The sequence below is a fragment of the Microcoleus sp. SVA1B4 genome (assembly GCF_036700545.1).
Lineage (GTDB): Bacteria > Cyanobacteriota > Cyanobacteriia > Cyanobacteriales > Microcoleaceae > Microcoleus.
Genome location: NZ_JAUBPB010000075.1, coordinates 13362 through 35991, shown reverse-complemented (window position 1 = coordinate 35991; position 22630 = coordinate 13362). Strand labels below are relative to the sequence as shown.

At 43.5% G+C, this 22630-nt stretch carries 15 protein-coding genes; 8 read left to right on the top strand and 7 right to left on the bottom strand.

Annotated features, from left to right (window positions below; translation table 11 throughout):
• Positions 1-149: 149 nt before the first annotated feature.
• The gene (locus QT987_RS25360) at positions 150-3902 is read right to left on the bottom strand and encodes a WD40 domain-containing protein (protein ID WP_333245809.1); all 3753 of its coding nucleotides are present in this window, start codon (positions 3900-3902) and stop codon (positions 150-152) included.
• A 232-nt stretch (positions 3903-4134) separates the two neighbouring features.
• Positions 4135-5457, bottom strand: coding sequence for an AAA-like domain-containing protein (locus QT987_RS25355; protein WP_333245806.1), 1323 nt, complete (start codon positions 5455-5457; stop codon positions 4135-4137).
• An 819-nt stretch (positions 5458-6276) separates the two neighbouring features.
• On the opposite strand from QT987_RS25355, the gene QT987_RS25350 reads away from it, so the two are divergent.
• The 3 genes from QT987_RS25350 to QT987_RS25340 all read left to right on the top strand — a co-directional run bounded on the left by QT987_RS25350 (position 6277) and on the right by QT987_RS25340 (position 13029).
• Positions 6277-7845 carry an ATP-binding protein gene (locus QT987_RS25350; RefSeq protein WP_333245803.1) on the top strand — a complete coding sequence of 523 codons (1569 nt, stop codon included), beginning with the start codon at positions 6277-6279 and terminating at the stop codon, positions 7843-7845.
• Positions 7846-7935: 90 nt separating this feature from the next.
• Positions 7936-11616, top strand: a complete 3681-nt coding sequence (locus QT987_RS25345; protein ID WP_333245800.1) for a GAF domain-containing protein — start codon at positions 7936-7938, stop codon at positions 11614-11616.
• Positions 11617-11811: 195 nt separating this feature from the next.
• Positions 11812-13029 (top strand): adenylate/guanylate cyclase domain-containing protein, encoded by a 1218-nt coding sequence (locus QT987_RS25340; RefSeq protein WP_333053144.1) that lies wholly within the window; start codon positions 11812-11814, stop codon positions 13027-13029.
• Positions 13030-13078: 49 nt separating this feature from the next.
• Here the strand turns inward: QT987_RS25340 and QT987_RS25335 are convergent, their stop codons facing one another.
• Both QT987_RS25335 and QT987_RS25330 read right to left on the bottom strand, forming a co-directional pair.
• Positions 13079-14359, bottom strand: a complete 1281-nt coding sequence (locus QT987_RS25335) for a recombinase family protein (protein ID WP_333245798.1) — start codon at positions 14357-14359, stop codon at positions 13079-13081.
• 3 nt (positions 14360-14362) lie between these two features.
• A complete protein-coding gene (locus QT987_RS25330; RefSeq protein ID WP_333245794.1) occupies positions 14363-14722 on the bottom strand; it encodes a VOC family protein in 360 nt (119 codons plus the stop codon).
• Positions 14723-14887: 165 nt separating this feature from the next.
• Here QT987_RS25330 and QT987_RS25325 point away from each other — a divergent pair, with 165 nt between their 5' ends.
• From QT987_RS25325 to QT987_RS25310, 4 genes are all read left to right on the top strand, one after another.
• Positions 14888-17032, top strand: a complete 2145-nt coding sequence (locus QT987_RS25325) for a SpoIIE family protein phosphatase (protein WP_333245791.1) — start codon at positions 14888-14890, stop codon at positions 17030-17032.
• A gap of 306 nt (positions 17033-17338) precedes the next feature.
• Positions 17339-18574 carry an adenylate/guanylate cyclase domain-containing protein gene (locus QT987_RS25320; RefSeq protein WP_333245788.1) on the top strand — a complete coding sequence of 412 codons (1236 nt, stop codon included), beginning with the start codon at positions 17339-17341 and terminating at the stop codon, positions 18572-18574.
• Between the two features lie 31 nt (positions 18575-18605).
• Positions 18606-19214, top strand: a complete 609-nt coding sequence (locus QT987_RS25315; RefSeq protein ID WP_333245785.1) for a DUF6272 family protein — start codon at positions 18606-18608, stop codon at positions 19212-19214.
• Between the two features lie 66 nt (positions 19215-19280).
• Positions 19281-19634, top strand: a complete 354-nt coding sequence (locus QT987_RS25310) for a slr1659 superfamily regulator (protein WP_333245782.1) — start codon at positions 19281-19283, stop codon at positions 19632-19634.
• A 125-nt stretch (positions 19635-19759) separates the two neighbouring features.
• Here QT987_RS25310 and QT987_RS25305 read toward each other — a convergent pair whose 3' ends face one another.
• The 3 genes from QT987_RS25305 to QT987_RS25295 all read right to left on the bottom strand — a co-directional run bounded on the left by QT987_RS25305 (position 19760) and on the right by QT987_RS25295 (position 22201).
• Complete coding sequence (locus tag QT987_RS25305) at positions 19760-21241, bottom strand: ATP-binding protein (protein WP_333245777.1); 1482 nt, start codon at positions 21239-21241, stop codon at positions 19760-19762.
• Between the two features lie 243 nt (positions 21242-21484).
• Positions 21485-21643, bottom strand: coding sequence for a hypothetical protein (locus QT987_RS25300; protein WP_333245775.1), 159 nt, complete (start codon positions 21641-21643; stop codon positions 21485-21487).
• Between the two features lie 30 nt (positions 21644-21673).
• Positions 21674-22201: an alpha/beta fold hydrolase gene (locus QT987_RS25295; RefSeq protein WP_333245772.1), complete on the bottom strand. Its 528-nt coding sequence runs from the start codon at positions 22199-22201 to the stop codon at positions 21674-21676.
• A 158-nt stretch (positions 22202-22359) separates the two neighbouring features.
• On the opposite strand from QT987_RS25295, the gene QT987_RS25290 reads away from it, so the two are divergent.
• Positions 22360-22560: a hypothetical protein gene (locus tag QT987_RS25290; RefSeq protein WP_333052954.1), complete on the top strand. Its 201-nt coding sequence runs from the start codon at positions 22360-22362 to the stop codon at positions 22558-22560.
• Positions 22561-22630 lie beyond the last annotated feature (70 nt).

Genomic DNA, 22630 nt, shown 5'->3' with positions numbered 1-22630 from the left:
CGTCCTTTTTGGACGGGCGGGACGCCCATCCCACAATAACAATTAAAATTGTAAGTTATTTAATTCGCGATCCTTAGCAAGGGGAGGGTTGGGGTGAGGTAAAACATTTACGAATCATTTAGGATTGCTATAATAAAGCGGACTTGAGATTATTTCCTTCCAATACGATCGCACAAACGTCTATCTTCCTCCTTCACATCAGCATTCGTCCGCAAATAATCGCGCACGCGATCGCAACCATCAGCCAACAAATCCACTTTCAAAACTCGCTCCACATCCCACAAAATCAGCGTATTATCCTCACTCACAGAAGCCACAAATGACCCATCCCCACTATACGCTACCCCCCGAATCGCCGCAGAGTTACCTCTAAGCGTTGTTAATTCCGTACCGTCAAGCTTCCAAAACTTCAGCGTATTGTCTACACTACCAGAAGTAATAATATTACCGTCCGGGCTAAACGCCACCCCCCATACCGCGGCCAGATGACCTTCCAGAGTTCTCAGTAACTTACCATCCACAGTCCAAAGCTTAATCGTATTGTCCCCGCTGCCAGAAGCCAGAAATTTACCGTCAGGGCTAAATGCCACCCTCCACACAGCAGCAGTATGACCTTGAAAAGTTCGTAGGGGCAGTGCCCCCGTGCCTGCCCCATCAAGCTTCCACAACTTAACAGTACCATCCCCTCCTGCCGAAGCAATTAGCTGACCGTCAGGGCTAAATACCACCTGCCAAATAGGAGCATGATGTCCTGTCATAGTATGCAATAAAGTACCATCGGGCCGCCAAAGCTTGATAGTATTATCTTGACTTCCAGAAGCAAGAATTTGACCGTCAGGACTGAAAGCCAACCCCATAACTGTAGCGTTATGACCTACCAAAGTTGCGATCGCTTTTCCGTTTCGAGTCCAGATATTCACCTTATTATCATTTCTGCCAGAAGCAATTAACTTGCCATCGCCACTCAGGGCAACAGCATAAATCGCAGCGTTTTCTACAGTGAAAGTCCTCAACAATTTACCTTGCCGACTCCAAAGCTTAGTCGTGCCATCCTCGCTGCCTGTAGCAATTGTAGAACTATCCGAACTCAGTGCGATCGCCCAAATCCCCGCTTTATGTGCAGTAATCATCGTTCGCAATGGGTTTTGACTCTGCCACAGCCTCACCGTATTTTCTGCACCCGCCGAAGCAATAAAACTGCCATCCGGGCTCCAAGCTATCCCCCAAATCGCAGCAGTGTGACCTCTCAATGTCGTCCGTTCTGTTCCGTCAAGATTCCAGAGTTTTACAGTTTGATCGCGACTTGCAGAAGCAAGAGTCTGACCATCTGGACTGAAAACAACTTCCGATACTACAGCAGAATGACCTTCAAGCGTTCGTAGGGGCAGCGCCCCCGTGCCTGGCCCATTAACTGTCCAGAGTTTCACCGTTTTGTCTCCACTTCCTGAAGCCACAATCTGACCGTCTGGACTAAACGCTGCTGCTGATAACACAGAAGTATGACCCCGGAAAGTTCGTAGGGGCAGTGCCCCCGTGCCTGCCCCGTCTTTGTTCCAGAGTTTCACCGTTTTGTCTCCACTTGCCGTAACAATAGTCTGACCGTCTGGACTGAAAGCCACTGAGGGTACCCCAGCAGTATGACCCTGGATAGTTCGTAGGGGCAGTGCCCCCGTGCCTGCCCCGTTTTTGTTCCAGAGTTTCACCGTTTTGTCCATGCTGGCAGAAGCAATTGTTTGACCATCGGGACTAAACGCCACTGTCCAGATACCAGCAGTATGACCCTGAAAAGTTCCTAGGGGCAGTGCCCCCGTGCCTGCCCTATCCAGTTTCCAAAGTTTTACAGTCCCATCATCACTTCCAGAAGCAAGAAACTGACCGTCCGGGCTAAATTTGACAGATCGAACGATCGCCTGATGACCTTTGAGTGTTGCTATTTGCTTTCCGTCCCGCCGCCAAACTTTAATCGTTTTATCCACACTTGTTGAGGCAATAAACTTACTATCCCGACTAATATCAATTCCCATAACTGCCGCTTTATGTCCCGATAAACGGTTGTATTCAGCCGCTTCATAAACCGCTTGACGCAATACATTGATAACTCGATCTTCAATGTTTTTATCCGTCTTGTTTAAACTTTGTAGTCGGCGCTTAGCTTTAATTGCTTCTATTAGCGCATCCAATCGACGATTAGAGGCAAACAGCCCCTCCGAGGAAGAAACCAGCGCTTCAAGTTCACTCATCCGAGCTTCGCGCTCACTAATAACGGCTCGGCGATACTGAAAATAACTTGTTACTCCTAAAGCACAGGCAAGCAGCAGTGCCATACTCACAGAAAATAGTAAGGCCCTCTGTCGTTTAACTGCTTTTTTTTCTTGAATTAATCGCATTTGTTCCTGGGCCAGTCGCGCTTCCACTTCTTTGGTGCGTTCTGCTTCTAAAGCTTGTTGAACTTCTCGCCTATCTAGTTCGGCACTAGCAGCTAAGAACTGATAGTCTAGGTTACTCAAGCTTTTTTCCTGCGCCCAGATTTGACCATCTTTTAAGGCTTGTCCCCGCAAAAGTCTGGAAAAATCTGTTTGTTGTGAAGCAACCCAAGCATCGAAGGTTTGGGAGTAGGGGCGCAGTTGCCCTAATTGTTTCTCTACCCATTCCAGATTAAAAACTTCAGCATAAACCCTGTTTCTTACCTGTAAATAACCATTGTTTTTGACAACTAATCCCGATAATAATAGTTCAATTTGTTCTGGTGAGTCATCAGTTGATACGCCTCCCACTCTTTTGCTAAAAGGTAGAAATCTTTCATTTCCTTGTAGGGGCAATTCTCCTGTAGTTGCCCTATAAAGATTTGGGTCAGGCACGGGGGTACTGCCCAGAGAGTCCTCTTCAAAGTCCGAGAATGAAACAGAACCGCTGGTTAAGGGGGGGTTAGATTGTAAAATTTGCTGGTAGATGCCGAGTAATCTACCCGCGCGTTGTTCGTTGCGAATAATCCGCTCCTTTATGGTTTTTAAATGTTCCGGCTCATCCTGAGATTCCCATTTATTAATGATATTTTCTCGCACTAAACGATCTACCCAAAACTCTTCCGATCCTGGGGGAATTGTTACTACTTTTTGCGGTGTAGTTTGAGTTGCTATGTAGGCTAAATAGCACAGTTTTTGCGTCAGAAATGGCTGCCCAGAAGTCCAAGCCAATATCTGTTTGAGAATAACTTGATAATTATTGACTACATTTGCCAATCCCGCCGCTAATGGCTGGGCTTCTTCTAGTTCAAAACCTCGTAAATTTATCGCTCGACCAATATTAAAAGGAGTTCGTTTTTTATCAACAATTAAATCCCTAGGTGTTGCTACTCCAAAAATTGCAAAAGTAATACGATTATATTCTGGATTAATTGAGCGTTGATTATAGCAAAAGCGAATTAGGGCAAAAAAATCATCGACAGGGAACTCTAGACTGAGAACACTGTCAATTTCATCAATAAATATAATGATTTTGTTTTCAGGAAACTTGGCCAACAAAATATCTTCAATAAAATGACTCAATCTTTGCAAAAATGATACATCTTCTTCATCACGCCACCAGGTTTTTAAGTTAACTTGCCCTAAAAGATTGAAGCCGCGCCACAGTTCCCCAATCATACCTTTATACCACTGTAAAGGAGTGATATTTTCACTACCGATGCGGGTCATATCGATCGTGCTGCATTGAAATCCTTCAGCTTGCAGTCGGTGCAGGGTGCGGACTAATAGGGAAGATTTGCCCATTTGCCTCGAATTGAGGACATAACAAAATTCGCCTGCTTTTAAGGCTTCATAGAGTTCGGAATCTGCTTGTCTTACTACGTAGGTAGGTGCATCACTGGCGAGACTGCCACCAATTTGGTATGTTACCTGGGTCATGCGGTTTATGGGTGGGTTTAAAGTTGAGTATGTAGGGAATTTATTTAGAGGTAAGGATGTGGTGCTGGAGCTTCATTATAATATAAATTATGCCCCATTAGGGTTAATTACTCCCTTGTTTTTTAGTGCGCGTAGGGGGACTTTGTTTGTATAGCAGCGATTTATCATCGCCAGGAAAATTCGACTTTTCCTGGCGGATATTGGATTACGCAAAGAAACAGTAAAGTCGGCTCTAAATAAAGTTGTGCGAACCAAAATAGACGCGGTACAACTCACAGCTTAGGGTACAGCGGTTGTTATCGATATGAATCAGACCCATACTAAATAATTTAGAAGCCACTATCGGATCTAATTCCACTCCGTGTTCCGATTTTACCACTTGTTTAAGTGCAACCATAAGTTCGGGTTCCTCTTGCAATGTTGCCCAAAAACTCCGCAAATAATCTTTATAAATTCCCGCTATTGTCGGAGCTTCTTGTAGTAGCCGATCTAGCGTTACACTGTTTTGACAGAGGTGGTAAAGAGCTAGCCGCACCAGATAAGGATGCCCCCCCACCATTGCCATCAGTCGATCGGCATTGGAGCCATCTGTCCAATCCACTCCGTGACGCTGGGCTAAAGCAAGTATCTGCTCTTCTGTAAAATAGGGCAATTGCAGTGGTAAACCGATATTAAAAGGCGATTCAGTGAGCTTTAAAGGAATATAAATTTCTGTGGAGTGAAGAACGATTAACCGCAGTTTTCCCAAGGTTTCAATCCGCTTTGCTTCTTCATGCCAGCTTCGCAGCAGCGGCAAAAATTCTCTGGCAATTTTTGGATACTCAAAAATTATATTTACTTCATTTAAAGCTAACACAAGAGGCTTACTGATTTCTGCTAATATATATTGTTGGAAATAGATGGTGCAACTTACTTTGCTACCCATGTCTTCATCCCAATAATCATCTAATAGAGGTGGTAATTCTAGGTGACGGCTGATGTTGGCACAAAACCAGCGTAAAAATTTATCGATATTGACTAAAACAGCTTCCTCGGCTTGCTGAAAATCTAAACTTACAGTTCGATAGTCAAGAGAAGTCGCGCGCTCTAAAATCCGTAACAGAAGGGAACTTTTTCCCATCTTCCTGGGAGCTTTAATCCGCAGCACACTTCCGGGTTTGGTAATCTCTCGATAGGCGAGTTCTTCAATTAGCGGGTGAGAGATATAAAATGGCGAACCGAGGGGCACGGGAGAGCCGGGAAATTCTAAAGGTGTTGCTAGGCATTGGCTGCGGGTGAATTCTTCAATTAATTCTCGTTCCTCTGTGGTCAGGGAACGTGATTCTAAACAAGAGCGAAAATTGGATTTGCTAATAGATGTCTGCAAGATTTGAGAGAGAGATTGCCACAAGGATGAGGCTATGTTTCTCAGGTAATGCTCTCCGTAATGAGAGGCAGATGCAATACTTGTATAAGTTTTTCCTTCCCAAACTTGGCGAAGTATGATTTCTTGTATTGGATATAAATCTTTTTGTAATCGCACACGAGTTAGCTGTAGTACCTCATCTATCGTCATAATTTGCAATTATCCCCTGAGTGTATCGTTGATATTATCACTTATAATTGACTGTAAAGCTGAGAGCGATCGCCGATTGGATTGCGACACGATCCTGTCGCGACATTTTTCCGGGGGTAATTGGTCAAATCGGTTAAATATCCCCGAAGAGTATCACTGTCAATAATCAAGAATTCCCTCGCGGGGTAGTGGCGGGTGTATTTAACCTGTCTGCACTCTTCAAGGGTACAAGACTCAACCCACCTCTACAGGTTTTTGAGAATGGTTCTCTTCGTTAAGTTTAATCCGTGACATCCGTTAAATCTGGTGATTTCCCCGTTGCCTGACTCAGGGCTGTTTCATTCTCTTGTAGGGGCAGCCCCCCGTGGCTGCCCCCATGTCCCAAACGCCTGTGCAGTCGTCTGTGGCGGGGTAGGCACGGGGAGTAGGGGTAGCACTACAAGAGTCAAAATTCATGTTTTTGGTGAGAATGAAACAGCCCTGCGTTGCCGGACTGATCGCTGAGTGCTATAACCTAATTTCAATGGGCGCTGGCGCTCTTACTGGAAAGGAATCTGCGCTCAGTTTTTCTTGATCGTTGCCCAAAATGTCATCCCGGTGTCACAGTTGATAGTGAAGGCAGAATTAAAAATGTGACAGTTGACTTTGCTAAAGCTGAGTCGATTGATGTTAATTTAATTAACAGTAGTTTCAGATCGCTGCATTTACTAATCGCAAGTGTTAAGTCCCAAAGTCTAATTCTTATTTTTGTACCCCCATTTTTTAAGTTTTTCCAGTAATCACATCTGAAAAATATTAGCAAATAACCGAGTTGATTTAATGCAAATGGTTCATAAAATGTTCCCAAATTATTTTATTCCTCACGGTCATTGCTACTTGTGGAAGCCTGGATTAGTGGGGCTACACGTTTTGTCCGATGGTTTGATAGCCGTCGCTTATTTTTTGATACCGATTACGCTGATTTATATTGTCAAAAAACGGCAAGACGTACCTTTTGACTGGGTTTTCATGCTGTTCGGCTCTTTTATTATATGCTGCGGGATTACTCATATTATGGAAATATGGACGCTGTGGCATCCTAATTATTGGTTCTCGGGTTTTCTTAAAGGGATTACGGCGCTGATTTCGCTATGTACCGCAGCCGTGCTGGTGGAACTAATCCCAAAAATCTTGGCTATTCCCAGTCCCGCTCAATTGGCGGCGGCAAATAGGGCTTTACAAAATGAGATTGGCGATCGCAAACAAGCTCAGGAAGCACTCTCGGAATTAATGCTAGAATTGGAAAAACGGGTTATTGAGAGGACGATCGCTTTAGAAGTTGCTAATGAACGTTTGCAACAGGAAAATCGCGATCGCTCTTTGGCTGAAAATTCATTGCGGCACTCGGAAGCTAAACTGCGAGAGCAGACTCAGCACTTAGAGAACGCTCTGCAACAACTTAAAGGCGCTCAAGCTCAACTCGTACAAACTGAAAAAATGTCCTCTTTGGGGCAAATGGTAGCTGGGGTTGCTCACGAAATAAATAACCCTGTCAACTTCATTTATGGCAATCTGATTCCGGCTGAGGAATACATTAAAGATATTGTGGCATTGATTAAGGCTTATCAAGTTTATTACCCCACTCCGGCGCCGGAAATTGCAGATAAGATTCACACTATAGAACTCGATTTTATTTTAAAAGACTTGCAAAAACTTTTTGGTTCGATCAAAATTGGAGCAGAGCGAATTAAGGAGATTGTTAAGTCTTTACGAACTTTCTCGCGGTTAGACGAAGCTGACATGAAAAAAGTAAATATCCATGAAGGTCTCGATAGCACTTTAATGATTTTGCAGCACCGCTTGAAAGAACAAGCAAACCGTCCTCCTATCCAAGTGATTAAAGAGTATGGAGATGTGCCAGCATTGCAATGCTACGCTGGGCAGCTTAACCAAGTATTTATGAATATTTGTTCTAATGCTATTGATGCTTTAGAACAGATTGTACAGCAGGGATATTCGACCAACGGCTATTGGGAAAATAATTTATCTGAAAACTTAGAAAACCCCCATTGCCCACTGCTAAAAATTCGCATCCGCACGCTTTTAGTTGATGGCAAGTGGGTGCAGATTCACATTGCTGATAATGGCAGTGGCATAGATTATGATGCGATCTCTAAAATTTACGATCCATTTTATACAACGAAACCTATTGGTGCTGGTACTGGGCTGGGTTTGGCGATTTCTTATCAAATTATTCAAGCCCATGAAGGTTATTTGCGCTGCACTTCCGAGGTTGGGAGAGGTACTGAGTTTATCATTGAAATTCCTTTGCGATCGCAATTTGGCGCTCGCCACCTAGTGCAGAAGCAAGCTGTTATGAACAAGCAGGGTTTAGGCGTTAATAAATAATGCTGAGTCCAGCTACAAATTTCGGTTTCGTTTATTTTTTGCCTAACTTAGGCATCATCAAATCCATATTATCTGCCAATAACAACTATTATGTGGGAAGCACTCAAAAATATCTTTTCCTCAACTCAGTATATGCCTCACGGTCATTGCTATCTTTGGCAAACGCCTTTAGTGTGGCTGCACGTAACTGGGGACTTTTTAATCGCGATCGCCTACTATTCAATTCCGGCGATGTTAATTTATTTTATCTTCAAGCGGCGCGATGTTCCTTTTTTAGGAATATTTGGTTTATTTGGTGCATTTATTATTCTGTGCGGCACGGGTCACTTGCTAGAAATTTGGACGTTGTGGCATTCCGCTTATTGGCTGTCGGGGATTGAAAAAGGAATTACTGCACTGGTTTCCTGCTTCACTGCCGCCTCAATGGTAACACTATTGCCCCAGTTTTTGTCTTTAAAAACCCCCCAAGAATTAGAGGCAATAAATCGCAAGTTGCAAAGTGAAATTGCGGTGCGTGAAGAGGCAGAATTAGCGTTGCGCTACGCTTATGATGACTTAGAAATTAAAGTTCAAGAACGCACGGCACAGTTGACAGAAATCAATGGTTATTTAGAAGCAGAAATTAGAGAAAGAATTGTCGCTGAATCTGCTTTGCGGGAACGAGAAACTAGGTTAACTGAACAACAAAATGGTTTGCTAGAATTAGCCAAAAATTCGAGTATCTACGAGGGAAATATCGGTGAGGCGTTGAGAGAAATTACCCAAATGGCAACTCGTACCCTGAATGTCGATCGGGCAAGTATTTGGTTTTATCAGGAAGATAAATCCGCAATGTGCTGTGCGGATCTTTACGAACTGACGCCCGATCAACACAGCGCCGGTGCAGAACTGAAAGTTGCTGAGTATCCTAGCTATTTCCAAGCTTTGAATACAGAACAGGTACTCGCAGCGGTTGATGCCAAAACCGATCAGCGAACCCTAGAATTTAGCGAATCTTATTTGAGGCCATTAAACATCTCGTCCATGCTAGATGTTCCTATTACCCATAAAGGGCAAATTGCGGGTGTAATTTGTTTAGAACATCTGGGAAGGACTAGGAATTGGACGCTCGACGAACAAAGCTTCGCTAGCTATGTGGCGCAGATCGCAGCTTTAGCAATGGAAGCTCGCGATCGCAAGCAAGCCGAGTTAAACTTGCGTTCTGTCACCGAACGTTTGCAATATTTGCTAGCGACTACCCCGGCGGTGATTTTTAGCTGCAAATTAGGGGGAAATTATGACGTAACGTTTGTCAGCGATAATATTGTTTCAATGATTGGTTACGAAGCCAGAGAATTTCTTGATGGTTCCCTTGATTGGCATAGCCTGGTTCATCCAGACGATCGAGAGATTGTTGATACTTCATTCGCTCAGATATTGGAAAAAGAATCGATTTCCTACGAATACCGCGAACGGCACAAAGACGGTGGTTATCGCTGGATATACGATGAGGTTAAGTTAGTCAAAGATGCTGCTGGTCTACCTGTGGAGTGCGTGGGTTATGGAGTAGATATTACTGCTCGCAAACAGGCGGAACTAGCCTTGCAGCAGCAAGTAAAAAGGGAGCGGCTCGTTAATTCCATTCAAGAGCGGATTCGTTCTTCTCTTAACCTAGAAGAAGTAATGAAAATGGCTGTTGAAGAAATTCGCCAGTTTTTGTCAACTGATAGAACAATTATTTACCGATTTAATCCAGATTGGAGTGGATTTATAGCCGTCGAATCGGTATCCGTCGGTACGATGCCGATTTTGGGAATTGACATTAATGACCCTTGTTTTCGAGAACACTACGTCTCTGTTTACGAGCAGGGACACCTGCGCGCGATCGACAATATTTATACAGCAGGTATTTCAGAGTGCCACATTAATTTACTGAGCGAGTTGGAAATTAAAGCTAACCTCGTGGTTCCCATTTTGCAAGGTAAAAAACTATGGGGGCTACTCATTGCTCATCACTGCCGCAGTCAAAGGCATTGGATCTCTTCTGAGATAGAATCTCTCAAGCAAATTTCCGTGCAGCTAGCAATTGCCATCCAGCAATCCACCCTTTTTGAACAAGCCAAAACAGAAATTGCCGATCGCAAATTAGCAGAAACAGCATTACAAAAAGCTGTTGTAGCTGCTGATACAGCTAACCGCGCCAAGAGCGAATTCCTTTCTTCTATGAGCCATGAATTGCGGACTCCGCTGAATGCCATTCTCGGATTTAGTCAGGTGATGGTGCGCGATTCATCTCTCAACAATCAACACCAGCAGCACCTAGAAATTATTAATCGCGCTGGCGAACACTTGCTTTCGCTAATTAATGACATTTTGGAAATGTCCAAAATTGAAGCGGGCCGAAGTCAGCTTAATGAAAGCAGTTTTAATTTAATGCGCTTGCTGAAAACCTTAGAAGAAATGTTTCGATTAAAAGCTAAATCTAAGAAATTGCAGCTAAATTTGGAAGTGGGTGACGGTGTACCGCACTTTGTTAGTGGAGATGAAGGTAAACTGCGGCAAATTTTGATTAATCTTGTAGGAAATGCGATCAAGTTTACAGAGATGGGTAGCGTTACTTTGCGAGTTAAAAAGAAGGTAGAAGAAAGTTTGGGCGCTGAAACCGCAGAGTTTTCGGACACACAAACAAAACTTGCCGACGCGGCTTCTGAACATTCCGAAAGCTTAGCGGTTGAAACCACAGCTATACAAAGAAAACCTGGATGGTGCACTGGTTTTAATCCCTCCGAAAGCTTGGGGGAATTTGATTGTGTAGATGCGAATGACATTCACCCGGAATTGTTACGCCTTCAGTTTGAAATTGAAGATACTGGCCTTGGCATTGCCCCTGAAGAGATGAATAAGTTATTTGAACCCTTTGAGCAAACAAAAACAGGTCAAAAGTCTCAACAGGGGACTGGATTAGGTTTACCAATTAGCCGCAAATTTGTACAAATGATGGGAGGAGATATTACTGTCAGCAGTACACCTGAGTTGGGAAGTAAGTTTGCATTTGATATTCAAATCAGCCTTGCCACTCCCACCGAGATTAAAATCCTTAAACCGCAGAAAAAAGTAATTGCTTTAGCACCGAATCAACCAGAATACCGGATTTTGGTTGTTGACGATCGCGCGGATAATTGCCTAGTCATAGAGAGATTATTGTCACCACTAGGCATCCTCGTGCGATCGGCTAGAGATGGTCAAGAAGCTATTGCTGTATGGGAGGATTGGCAACCGCACCTGATCTGGATGGATATGCAGATGCCTGTCATGGATGGCTATGAAGCCACAAGACAAATTAAAGCTCATCCTCTTGGAAAACAAACTGCAATAGTTGCTCTTACTGCTAGCGCTTTTGAAGAAGAACGACAAACTATTTTAGGAGCAGGCTGCGATGATTTCATGCGTAAACCTTTCGAGGCAAAGATATTATTTGCGAAAATGGAAGAACTTTTAGGAGTGCGTTACATTTACGAGGAATCTGTTGATGCACCACTAGACAATGAAAGCGAAATTAGCGGAGTGACTAGCAATCAATCTGTCGAGTTACAACTCAGTCAAATGCCTCTTGATTGGGTAGAACAGATATCTCATGCCGCTCATGAATGCTGCGATGAGAAAATTGTCAAGTTGATTGAGGAAATGCCTAGCCAGTTGGCTTTTTCCGCACAATATTTAACTACTTTGGTGCAGGATTTCCTATTTGACGATATTATAGAGATAGCACAATCAGCAGTTGCATCGAGGTAAAAATACCTCTTTTCAATCAATCTAATTGGAGGAAGTTTTTATATTTAAAAAAGACCTAAAGTTAAACCCATATAGCGTCTCGTTGCTATCTTCTTTTATGCGAGACAATCTCCTTTTATATTGTTTCGTTTTTGTTGAGGTAAACTTCTTAAGTGTTAATATCTTTTATTTTGAAAAACTACCGTGAGCGAGTGCATGGACAGCTATCAATATCCTACAATTCAAGCCAACATTTTAGTAGTTGATGATAAGCCCGATAATGTGCGGCTTTTATCTACAATATTGACCGAACAAGGGTATCAGGTTCGTAAAGCGCTGAACGGGCAAAGGGCGATCGCTACAGTGCAAGAGTTTCCGCCGACTCTAATTTTGCTGGACGTGATGATGCCAGAAATGAATGGATATGAGGTATGTGCAAAGTTGAAAGCTTCACCAAAAACCAGTTCCATTCCCGTGATTTTCTTAAGCGCCTTAGATGACGTTTTAGATAAGGTGAAAGCTTTTGATGTGGGAGCCGTTGACTATATTACTAAACCTTTTCAAGGTAAAGAAGTATTGGCACGAGTGGCGAATCAGTTAACAATTCAAAGTCAACAACAGTTACTTCAAGAGCAAACGAAGCAATTCCAAGAACTTGTCGAACGTTTGCAAAACGAAATTAAAGAGCGGCAGGGGGTGGAGCTAGCTTTACGGCTTGCTCAAACAAAGTCGGATCATTTATTGCTGAATATTTTACCAGCAGCGATTGTTGAAAATTTGAAAAAGGGCGAGGGTTCTCCGGCCCAGAGGTTTGATTCAGCAACAGTTCTTTTTGCCGATATTGTCGATTTTACGTCTATTGCTGCTAGAATGTTACCTTTAGAATTGGTAAATGTACTAAACCAGATTTTTTCAAGGTTTGACCAACTAACTGAAAAACACGGTTTGGAAAAAATTAAAACAATTGGAGATGCTTATATGGTAGCGGGGGGGTTGCCGGTGCCGAGGGCAGATCATGTAGAAGCGATCGCGAATATGGCCTTGGATATGCAGGAAGCGATCGCTGATTTTCAAACTGACAGAGGCGAACCATTTCAAATTCGGATTGGCATTCATACAGGGCCAGTAGTTGCGGGCGTAATTGGCACTAAAAAATTTAGCTATGACTTGTGGGGAGATACTGTTAATGTTGCTTCTCGGATGGAATGTCAAGGATTACCGGGATATATTCAAGTTACTACAGCTATTTACGAACTGTTAAAAGATCGGTATTTATTTGAGGAAAGAGGTGCGATCGCGGTTAAAGGAAAAGGAGAGATGATCGCCTATTGGTTAAAAGCTAAAAAAAATAATTCAGCGGTTGAAAGCGATGCTTGTCTAACGCAGTCCACTCCTACGGAACTAAGAGAGTACCCACATACCCCACTTCTTTAAGAAGTCGGGTATCTAACCTAGGAGCTATGGATGAACGTCGAGCTAATCCTTAAAAAATGAAAACAATTTGCAGTTGCCAATTTGTATTTTCCCGGACGATTTCAATGCGATCGATAAATTCTCGAAAGTAAAACCTGCGTTCTGATTCTGATAAATCGAGCCAAAATTGGGGAAGGGAAACTGTTTGGGCAATTTCTCGCAAATTTACTGGGGGTAGTTGCGCTAATTTGCTTTGCAGTTCGGCAATTTCGGTGCGGATTTTGTAGGCTCTAAACTCTGCCGTTTCCGTGTCTAATATGCCGCTGTCAATCAGGGCCCAAAGTTGCTCTATGATTTCTTGTTTCGATGCGATCGCCCTGACAATTCCTGCTTTCATTCCATTCATATTCGGCATTTGCAACCCAGCAACAGCATCGGGTAAATCCCGACAAATACCGGCGATGGTTAATTGCAATACTTCATCGTAGGAAATGCCGCTACATTTAGGCTGTTTTGGACAGTTAATCGGTCGCAAATAAAGGTATTCTTTTTCTTTGCGGTAGGAGGTGACTTTGGCAACTGTCATGGGCGATTTGCATTCTGCACAAATTGCTAAACCTGCGAGGGAACGTGGGGCGCTAGCGCTGCGAGGAGAAAGGCAGCGGTTGCGGCGCAGCAACCTGTCTATTTGGGCGGCTTCTTCTCTGGAAATAATCGGGACGTGGGTGTTAGAAATTACTTGGCCGTTTTGATATTCCAAATCGCCTCGGTAGGCGGGATTTGTCAGCCAGCGGCGGCCGGTACTTACAGAAATTTTTTTGTTGTATTTCTTGGCTAAATACCGCACGGAACCTCGCAAGGAACCGTAAATTAAAAAGTGTTCAAAAAAGTCTTTGACGGTGGGGGCGGTGGTTTTATCGATCGTATAACAATCTTTGCCGCGCCGGTAGCCGTAGGGAGCCTTACCCGGTGGCATCCGGGATTTGATGCGGTTGCGCGCGTGTCCTTTGCGAATACTCCGGCTGTGTTGGCTGCGCTGGATTTCTGCGAGGATTTGCAGCAAGTTTTTGCGGTTTCTTGGTTCTGTTTCTTCTTGGACAATGATTTCGACGCCGAGGTTTTCGAGTTGGGCGAGGTGCGAACACACTTGCTGCAATGTGTCGCCTAGTTCTTCAAACCGCTGAATTAACAGGTATTTGACTGGTTCTGTTTCGCAGTCTTTGAGGAGTTGTTGCAGTTGCTGTCGCCCTCCTAAGTCTTGATAGGTGCGATCGACTTCTTGGCCCCAATTTTCCGGTGCGGGTGCTGATTCCAGTAGCGGTTCGGTGTAAGAATAAGCGATGATTTTCATCTGTTACTCGCTGAGTTCGATGATGTTGCCGTCGGGATCTTGGGTAAATAATGCCGATCGACCTGACGCGCTCATTTGGAACGGGCAATTGTGAGCGATTAACTGCTGTTTTGCTGCCTCTAAGTTGACCACAGAAAATGCTAGATGTCGGTTGCGTCCCCATTTGGCATGGTCTACGGCATCTGGGATAATTGTTGCACCTAAAATTAGGTGGAGCTGGAAGTCGCCGATTTGATACCAGATTCCAGGAAATTTTAAGTCGCGATCGATTTTTTGCAGTTTTAGTACGGTGCTGTAAAAGTGTTGGGATTTTTCCAGGTTGGAGATGAGGATGGCGCTGTGGAGGGATTGAGTAATTTGCATTTTTGTTGGGATTTATGGTTTTTTTTTTACCGCTGATGCAGGCTGATGAACGCAGATTTTTTGATGTTGGTTGAGTTTTTGATATGATAACATTGTCCGTCGCTCTTAATATATCCATTATCAAGTCTTGTAACAAAAAACTGCCCGCTGGGAGTGTTTTTAACAATGGTTTCTCAAAAAAGTGCGATCGTCTCCAGAGCGGGCAAATTCCGTCTCCGCAATGTCTTGGTAGTTCCCTTTGTTCTGCAAATTTTGGCTGCTGTTGGCTGCGTTGGCTATCTCTCTTACAGAAACGGAGAGCAGATAGTCAACGATATTGTTAGTCAGTTGCGGCAGGAAGTGAGTGCGAGAGTTTACGAACGTGTTCAAACCTATCTGGAAGCTCCGCCACTGGTGAATCAGATCAATCAGGATGCTGTACCTTTGGGGGTGTTGAACTTTGACGATTTGGAGCAAGCTCGACCCTATTTTTGGAAACAAGTTCTGCAATTTAAGTCGATCGGTCACGCGGGAATTGCCAACGAAAAAGGTCAGTACCTGCGTGTGGGTTGGGTAAATCGGCTGGTTGGACTTGAACAACCTCAGCTTGCCCAGCAACTGATTCCGGGGGGTGGCGACTTGATATATTACAACCTTGACGATAATGGAAACCCGACCACAATCGAAAAAAACACGCCCAATTATGACGTTCGCACGCGCCCTTTTTACAGAGTAGCTGTTGAGAATAAACAGGCAGCTTGGAGTGAAGTTTATATTAATTTTGGCTACGGTACGCTGCAAATTAATGCGAGTCTACCCTATTATGATGCCGAAGGGAAACTAATTGGCGTGCTGACTTGCCAGATGGGACTAGATCAAATTCGCCAATTCCTGCAAACCTTAAGGGTGGGTAATTCCGGTCAAGTATTTATCATTGAACCCCAGGGTGAGTTAATAGCCACCTCGCTTAAAGAACAGCCTCTTTCGGTGGGAAAAGGCAAAGATACAAAGCGGCTCAAAGCACAGGAAAGCAGCAACCCCCTGATGCGTCAAAGTGTGATTTATCTGCTCGATAGCTTCAAGCGTTTGGAAGACATCGATCAAACTGTTCAACTTGACTTTTATCTGAACGGTGAGCGGCAATTTATCCAAGTTTCTCCGCTAACAGACAAGTATGGTCTCAATTGGCTGAGTGTAGTAGTAGTTCCTGAAGCGGACTTTATGGCGCAAATTTATGCTAACACTCGCCAGACCATTTTGCTGTGTATTGTGGCTCTCATTGTCTCTGTTGCAATGGGTATTTTCACCGCTAGCTGGATTACTCGCCCCCTAAACCAAATTGCTCAAGCTTCAGAATATCTAGCAGGTGGTGCTCTCAACCAGAACGTTGATTCCAGTCGGATTTGGGAAATTGAAACCTTAAGAAATTCCTTTAATAGCATGGCGAGACAACTGCAAGAATCCTTGGAAACGCTAGAAGATAAAGTCAAAGAACGTACCTCGGAACTCGCCACCGCCACTAAACAAATTGCCGCTCTCAACCAGCGTCTGAAAGCGGAAAACTTCCGCATGAGTTCCGAACTCGATATGCTCAAACAAATGCAGCAGTTGATTCTGCCAAAACCTGCTGAACTTGCAGCTATTGAAGATTTAGATATTGCCGGATTTATGGAACCAGCCTCGGAAGTAGGTGGTGATTACTACGACGTACTTTGTACTAACGGGGTTGTCACAATTTGCATTGGTGATGTCACCGGACACGGATTAGAAAGCGGCATTTTGATGGTGATGACTCAAGCTGCTGTCCGCACTCTTCAGGAAATGCAAGAATCCAACCCGGTGCGTTTTTTAGATACCCTCAACCGCACTATTTATAAAAATGTTCAGCGCATGAACTCCGACAAAAATATGACACTAGCTTTGCTCAACTATGCCGATCGCACAATTAGTATCAGCGGTCAACACGAGGAAACTCTTGTGGTCAGGAAAGGTGGTAAAATCCAGCGAATAGACACCATGAATTTAGGATTTCCGCTCGCCTTAGATGAGGATATTTCCCATTGGATTAGCCATGTTTTAGTAGACTTAGAGCCGGGGGACGGGGTGGTGCTTTACACTGACGGCATTCCCGAAGCTAGAAATATGCACAAAAAATTCTATGGTATTGAAAGACTCTGTGAAGTGGTTTCTCAAAACTGGCATTTGAGCGCCGAACAAATCAAGGAAGCCACCATCGCTGATTTGCGAAATTTTATTGGAAAACAAAAGGTTTTTGATGACATTACTTTGCTAGTATTGAAGCAACAGGGAAATATTGTGCATAATTTATGATTGACCGAAAGCATCCAGGATACAAGCCCCCGGATTCATTCCTTCGCAGACTCAGAACCCAGAAATAAAAGACCTGTATCCCATGAAACTTGCCCCCCGAATTTATCCGTGGGGTCAATCTAAAATCTAAAATCTAAAATCTAAAATCGATTGACTGTCGTCAACCAGGTTTCTACGAGGAATCTTGGATTTAGTGGTCAAGCATCGAAGCAGAAACAGGATTTCGAGTTCCACGTCTGTAAGTTCTAATACCTTACCGCGAGCGAATCAAACAATTTTGTGCTTCCCGATTCGGGAGTTTAAATTATGAAACCACAAATAAATTTAGCACCATCTAAATCTCCAGAAGAACTCTATACCCAGCTACAGGAGTTGAGCGAAAAACTTGAGGAAGTAGAGGATGAAAAAAATAGCTATGAAACGTTAGTAGAAATTATCACGCAACACTCCACGGATCTGGAAAACCAGATCCATCATAAAAACCGAGAGATGCAGACTTACATTGAGCAGGTAAAAAAGGTTATAGATGCAGCTATTGCTGTAAAAAATAATAGCTTTGAACCCCAGATATTGTCAGATGTGGCAGCGCGCAGTGATGCACTGGGAGAACTAGCACAGGTATTTTCGCATATGGTGCAAACGGTGAAAGCGCGGGAACAAGAATTAGAGAAACTTTTGCAGGCTTACGGACGTTTTGTTCCCGCTGAATTTCTCCAATTTCTCGGCAAGCAGAGCATTGTTGATTTCCAGCTTGGAGATCACGTGAGTAAAGAGATGGCAATTATGTTTTCCGATATGCGTTCCTTCACCACGATGGCGGAGCAAATGACTCCTCAAGAAAACTTTGACTTCATCAATAACTATTTACAGCAAGTTAGTCCCGAAATTCGTAAGCACAATGGTTTTATTGTCAAGTATATTGGAGATGGAGTCATGGCAGTTTTTCCTGATGGCGTGGATGATGCTATTCAGGCAGGAATTGTGAAATTGGAGCAGTTGCATAAATACAATCAAAGCCGTAAAATAAATGGGGATATACCGCTGAAGATTGGCATTGGTATCCATGTGGGTGATACGATGGTTGGGATTATTGGAGATGCGAATCGGATGCAAGCAGATGCGATCTCAGATCATGTCAATCTCACCGCTCGTCTGGAAGGTTTGACTAAGTATTATGGCGTATCTTTATTAATTTCTGGAGATGTGGTACAACGTTTGAGTCAACCCGAAAAGTATCATATCCGTTTTTTGGATCGGGCTATTGTCAAAGGTAGACAAGAAGCCATTACAGTTTGTGAGGTGTTAGATGTTGAAGTAGAACCAGTGCGATCGCTCAAAATTCAAACCTTGCCTATATTTGAGGAGGGACTCCAAGAATATTGTCAGGGAAATTTTGCTAATGCCATAGTTTGTTTTGAACAGATAGTAGCACTAAATCCAGATGACAAGCCCAGTCAACTTTACCTAAAACGCATCCAATCGCTGTTAAAAGATAGTATTCCTGCTAACTGGAATGGCGTGTGGAAATTCACCCAAAAGTGACATTAATACATCAATTGGAGGGATAAAAATCATGACATCTGGAAGCTTAAAAACAATGACCCAAATCTTTGGAGAATTCATTGAAGAATTTCCTCCTGAACACGACTCCCTAGAACTTACATTTACCCCCAGTTCTCGCCCTATCAAACAGCGCTGGCGCAACAACAGGCTTTCAGCTCATTTTGTAGCCGATTATTTGTCTAGCTTTCTACCGGTGGATGAGGAGGATGCTAGGAGCGAGAAACGGATAAAAGAAAGCAAAGGAGCTGTGAGCTACGTCGCCAACGAACTGTTAGAAAATGCGATTAAATTTAATAACGATGATACTCATTACAAGGTCAGATTTGGTATACATTTTATTGGTGAAACAGAGGTGACGGCGGTAATTTTTGCCAGTAATAGTGTCACTTCAGAAGGGGCGAGTAAGTTGAAGGAGTTTATTGAAGAAATTATGGATTCCGATCCCAATGAACTTTATTTGCAGCAGCTTGAAAAGAATGCGGAATCGGAAAGTGACACATCGGGATTGGGATTGCTGACGATGATTAATGACTATTCAGCTAAGATAGGTTGGAAATTCGAGGCTAGGCCAGATAGTGATACCATCATTGTTACGACTGTGGTTCAAATTAGCGTGTAGTTTCTAGCATTTAAATATTTACTCTCTTGTGCGATCGCACTATTTTAGTCAGGAAACAAAATCACAATGGGCATTCAAGAAATTCAAGGTGAAGATTACAGCATTCAGTACGATCCAGAATCAGTCACAGTCACTTTCCAAGGCGAACTGAGCCTGAGCGGCCCAGCAGAGTATGCACCAATAGCCGAATTATTAGATGAGGTCGCCAATGGCGAACCGCCTACTATTACCTTGAACCTAAAACAATTGGAATTTGTTAACAGTTCTGGTATCAGTATGCTGTCTAAATTTGTTATTAGCGTCCGAAAAAAGAAAACGATTCAACTTTTGGTATTGGGTTCAAATGATATTCCTTGGCAACAGAAATCTCTCAGAAATTTAGAAAAGCTGTTGCCAACTTTGAAGCTAGAATTAGCGTAGGATATGTGTAAATTTTAATTACAGTTAACACAGGCGGGACGCCCGTGCCACACATAGTTAACACAGGCGGGACGCCCGTGCCACACATAGTTAAAATAGATAAATTTGGAGGATTGGTAAATTGCTTAAGTTTGCTGGATCGGCAGTTCAATGATAAACTCGGTTCCCTTGCAGGGTTCCGACTCGCACCGAAGCGAGCCTCGGTGATTCTCTACTAAGATTTTGTAGACAATAGACAATCCTAAACCGGTACCTTTACCGATTTCCTTGGTGGTGAAAAACTGCTCGAACATTCGCTCTTTTATCTGTGGTGTCATTCCGGTTCCCGTGTCAGCAATCCGCACTCTCACGCGATCGGGGCCAGCTAATTCTGTGCTGATAAAAATTTTTAGCGCAGCATTGGGCTGATTTTGTGCTACCTCGTCCAAAGCATCGATCGCGTTGGTAATTAGATTCATAAATACTTGATTTAGCTGTCCTGAATAACACTCTACAGGAGGCAATTTTCCATATTTTTTAATTACTTGAATGTCGCGACGATCTATTTGAGAATTGAGACGGTTTCGCAAAATTAACACGGTGCTGTCAATGCTGTCGTGCAAGTCGCACATGGTCATGTTAGTGTTATCGGTTCGCGAAAAATTGCCCATAGATTTGACAATTTCGCGAATGCGATTGGAACCCATTTGCATGGAAGACATAACTTTAGGCAAGTCTTCAACTAGAAAATCAAGATCTATCTCTGCGATTTTAGCTGTGATTTCGGGACAGGGATTTGGACAGTATTCTCGATAGAGGCGCAGCAGGTGTAGCAAATCTTGAGTATAAATTTCCGCATGGCTCAAGTTGCCGTAAATAAAACTAACTGGGTTATTAATTTCGTGGACGATACTAGCCATTAGCGCCCCCAGCGAAGACATTTTTTCGCTGTGGAGGAGTTGAGCTTGAGTTTGTTTTAGTTCGCAAAGTGCGCGATCGAGCTGGGCTGCTTGAGCTTCCGCTTTCGAGGTAGCAGCACAACTTTCTTGATAAAGTTCTACCTGTTTAAGGTCGATTTCAAATTGTTCGATTTCGCTTTCTTGCTGGTATTGACTCACTACGGCATCGAAAGCTTCTAGCAAGTCGCCGCCCGCTGCTTCGACAATGTACAGCAGGTGGGGATTTTCCAGCCTGAGTTCGGCATCAGGAACTTGCACCAAGGCTTTTATTCGATCGATATATGCGCGTACTTGTTTGTCTAAATACAGTGGTGGCTCAAAATACATGGCCTTGACGGTGGCTGAAGGGGGACTCAATAAGTTGAGGCTGCTGCTAGTATTAATTAAGTCGCGGTGGGATTTTTCCATAAGCTCGATCGCCTCTAACAAATTCCCCCGCAGTTTGGCTCTTTCTACGCCATTCTGAGAGCCAACTAACCTCATGCAAAAAAAAGCCGTTCGTTGGGAAAGCATTCGCTGGCGGCCGCTGATGTTAATTACCGCAGCACTAATTTTTCTGGCTGTCGTAATTTCTTCCAGATTAAAGTAGTTGCTCAGTGCTGCCATTGGTAATACCCCCGACTCCACTAAATGTCTGTAGCTCCTGCTGACACAAGATTTAAGAGCCATAAAAAAAATTGTACAATACACTAATCAATATATTCTGTATTTCCTAATAAAGTAGTATACTAAAACACAATTATTTTCCATTTGTGGCTTATCACAATTTTTATGATTCGGCTTCTTGCACAGTTTTTCTTAATTATTCAAAAATTCACAAGTCAACTTCGCCATAATTGGAGCTTGAGTTTGCGGCAACCCGTGAGTGGCATTGGGAATAATTGCTAACTCTGCCCCCGGTATCTTGTTAGCCTAGGTTTCACAGTGCCATAGAGGAATTGTTTCGTCACTATCTGCTGCGATAACTAAGGTAGGAATTTGCAATTTGTGAATTTCTTTTTCTACTGTATCAACTGCATCTTCTGGCTGCATCCGACTCATTAAAAATGACCTTGCTACTGGTTGAGACATTAACTCCCTGCGCCACCAGGAAATTTGCTGTTATTTCTCACTTTTTCCCGCTAAACTCGCAAAAGGTTTTGCCAACTGCAAGGCCCAATCAACAACTGGAGTTTCCCACAATAGCGGCCGCAAAGCATCGTATTGACCGCAAAAACTGTCGTCCCGAATTCCGGCTGGTGCTGCTAACACTAAACTGCTCACAGAATTAGGATATTTGAGGGAATATGCAGATGCTACCCAACCGCCAAAAGAATGTCCGATGATGCAGCAAGGTTCGATATTTAGTTGTTCTACAACTTGCCGCACAAAAGCAAATTCTACAGCTACGTCGTAGCGGATTTCTGGTTTGCTGGATTCTCCAAAACCTAGCATATCTAAACTGATGCACCGAAACTGAGATTGCAATAACTCAATTAACGGCAGCCAGCAAGTCTTTTCTCCTAAGACACTCTGCAGCATCAATAAGAGTCTGCCGCACCCGATGTCGAGGTAGGCGGCTGTTTGGGTGGTGCTATTGACAAATGTAGTTAATGTGTGCGTTTGTCCTCCAAGTGCTTGAGACTGCATGGCGATCGACTCGTAAGAGGTAATATCTCTTTGTAAAGAAGAGTAACAAAAAAGCAGTCGAAAGGTTAAACTTCATTACGGAGTACACAGTTAGAAATAGACCATGATATTGTCTATGATTATTAGAAAATACTACAAACCCAAAGCAGGAGAACACTTTGAACTCTACTTTAAGACAGTACCCGGCTTGCTCTCTTCGCGAAGATGTCAGTGAGTACGTAGCACACCTACAGCTTCACATGACTTTACAAGCTCGCAACTTGCTCCCTACCATTACCACCGCTAAGGATAGTCGCGAACAACTGTTGCAGCAGACTCAGGCTCATTTTGAGAAACGTGTTTCTCGACAAGCTATTTAAACAAATTTTCGGTTTCCCCAATTTACGATCGCCCGCGATCGAACTTTCCGACATTTCAGCATCCCAGAAA

What these genes read in the sequence shown, in the direction of transcription:
- QT987_RS25360 (WP_333245809.1), bottom strand. Translation starts at nt 3,902, where the DNA reads ATGACCCAGGTAACATACCAAATTGGTGGCAGTCTCGCCAGTGATGCA.
- QT987_RS25355 (WP_333245806.1), bottom strand. Translation starts at nt 5,457, where the DNA reads ATGACGATAGATGAGGTACTACAGCTAACTCGTGTGCGATTACAAAAA.
- QT987_RS25350 (WP_333245803.1), top strand. Translation starts at nt 6,277, where the DNA reads ATGCAAATGGTTCATAAAATGTTCCCAAATTATTTTATTCCTCACGGT.
- QT987_RS25345 (WP_333245800.1), top strand. Translation starts at nt 7,936, where the DNA reads ATGTGGGAAGCACTCAAAAATATCTTTTCCTCAACTCAGTATATGCCT.
- QT987_RS25340 (WP_333053144.1), top strand. Translation starts at nt 11,812, where the DNA reads ATGGACAGCTATCAATATCCTACAATTCAAGCCAACATTTTAGTAGTT.
- QT987_RS25335 (WP_333245798.1), bottom strand. Translation starts at nt 14,359, where the DNA reads ATGAAAATCATCGCTTATTCTTACACCGAACCGCTACTGGAATCAGCA.
- QT987_RS25330 (WP_333245794.1), bottom strand. Translation starts at nt 14,722, where the DNA reads ATGCAAATTACTCAATCCCTCCACAGCGCCATCCTCATCTCCAACCTG.
- QT987_RS25325 (WP_333245791.1), top strand. Translation starts at nt 14,888, where the DNA reads ATGGTTTCTCAAAAAAGTGCGATCGTCTCCAGAGCGGGCAAATTCCGT.
- QT987_RS25320 (WP_333245788.1), top strand. Translation starts at nt 17,339, where the DNA reads ATGAAACCACAAATAAATTTAGCACCATCTAAATCTCCAGAAGAACTC.
- QT987_RS25315 (WP_333245785.1), top strand. Translation starts at nt 18,606, where the DNA reads ATGACATCTGGAAGCTTAAAAACAATGACCCAAATCTTTGGAGAATTC.
- QT987_RS25310 (WP_333245782.1), top strand. Translation starts at nt 19,281, where the DNA reads ATGGGCATTCAAGAAATTCAAGGTGAAGATTACAGCATTCAGTACGAT.
- QT987_RS25305 (WP_333245777.1), bottom strand. Translation starts at nt 21,241, where the DNA reads ATGGCTCTTAAATCTTGTGTCAGCAGGAGCTACAGACATTTAGTGGAG.
- QT987_RS25300 (WP_333245775.1), bottom strand. Translation starts at nt 21,643, where the DNA reads ATGTCTCAACCAGTAGCAAGGTCATTTTTAATGAGTCGGATGCAGCCA.
- QT987_RS25295 (WP_333245772.1), bottom strand. Translation starts at nt 22,201, where the DNA reads ATGCAGTCTCAAGCACTTGGAGGACAAACGCACACATTAACTACATTT.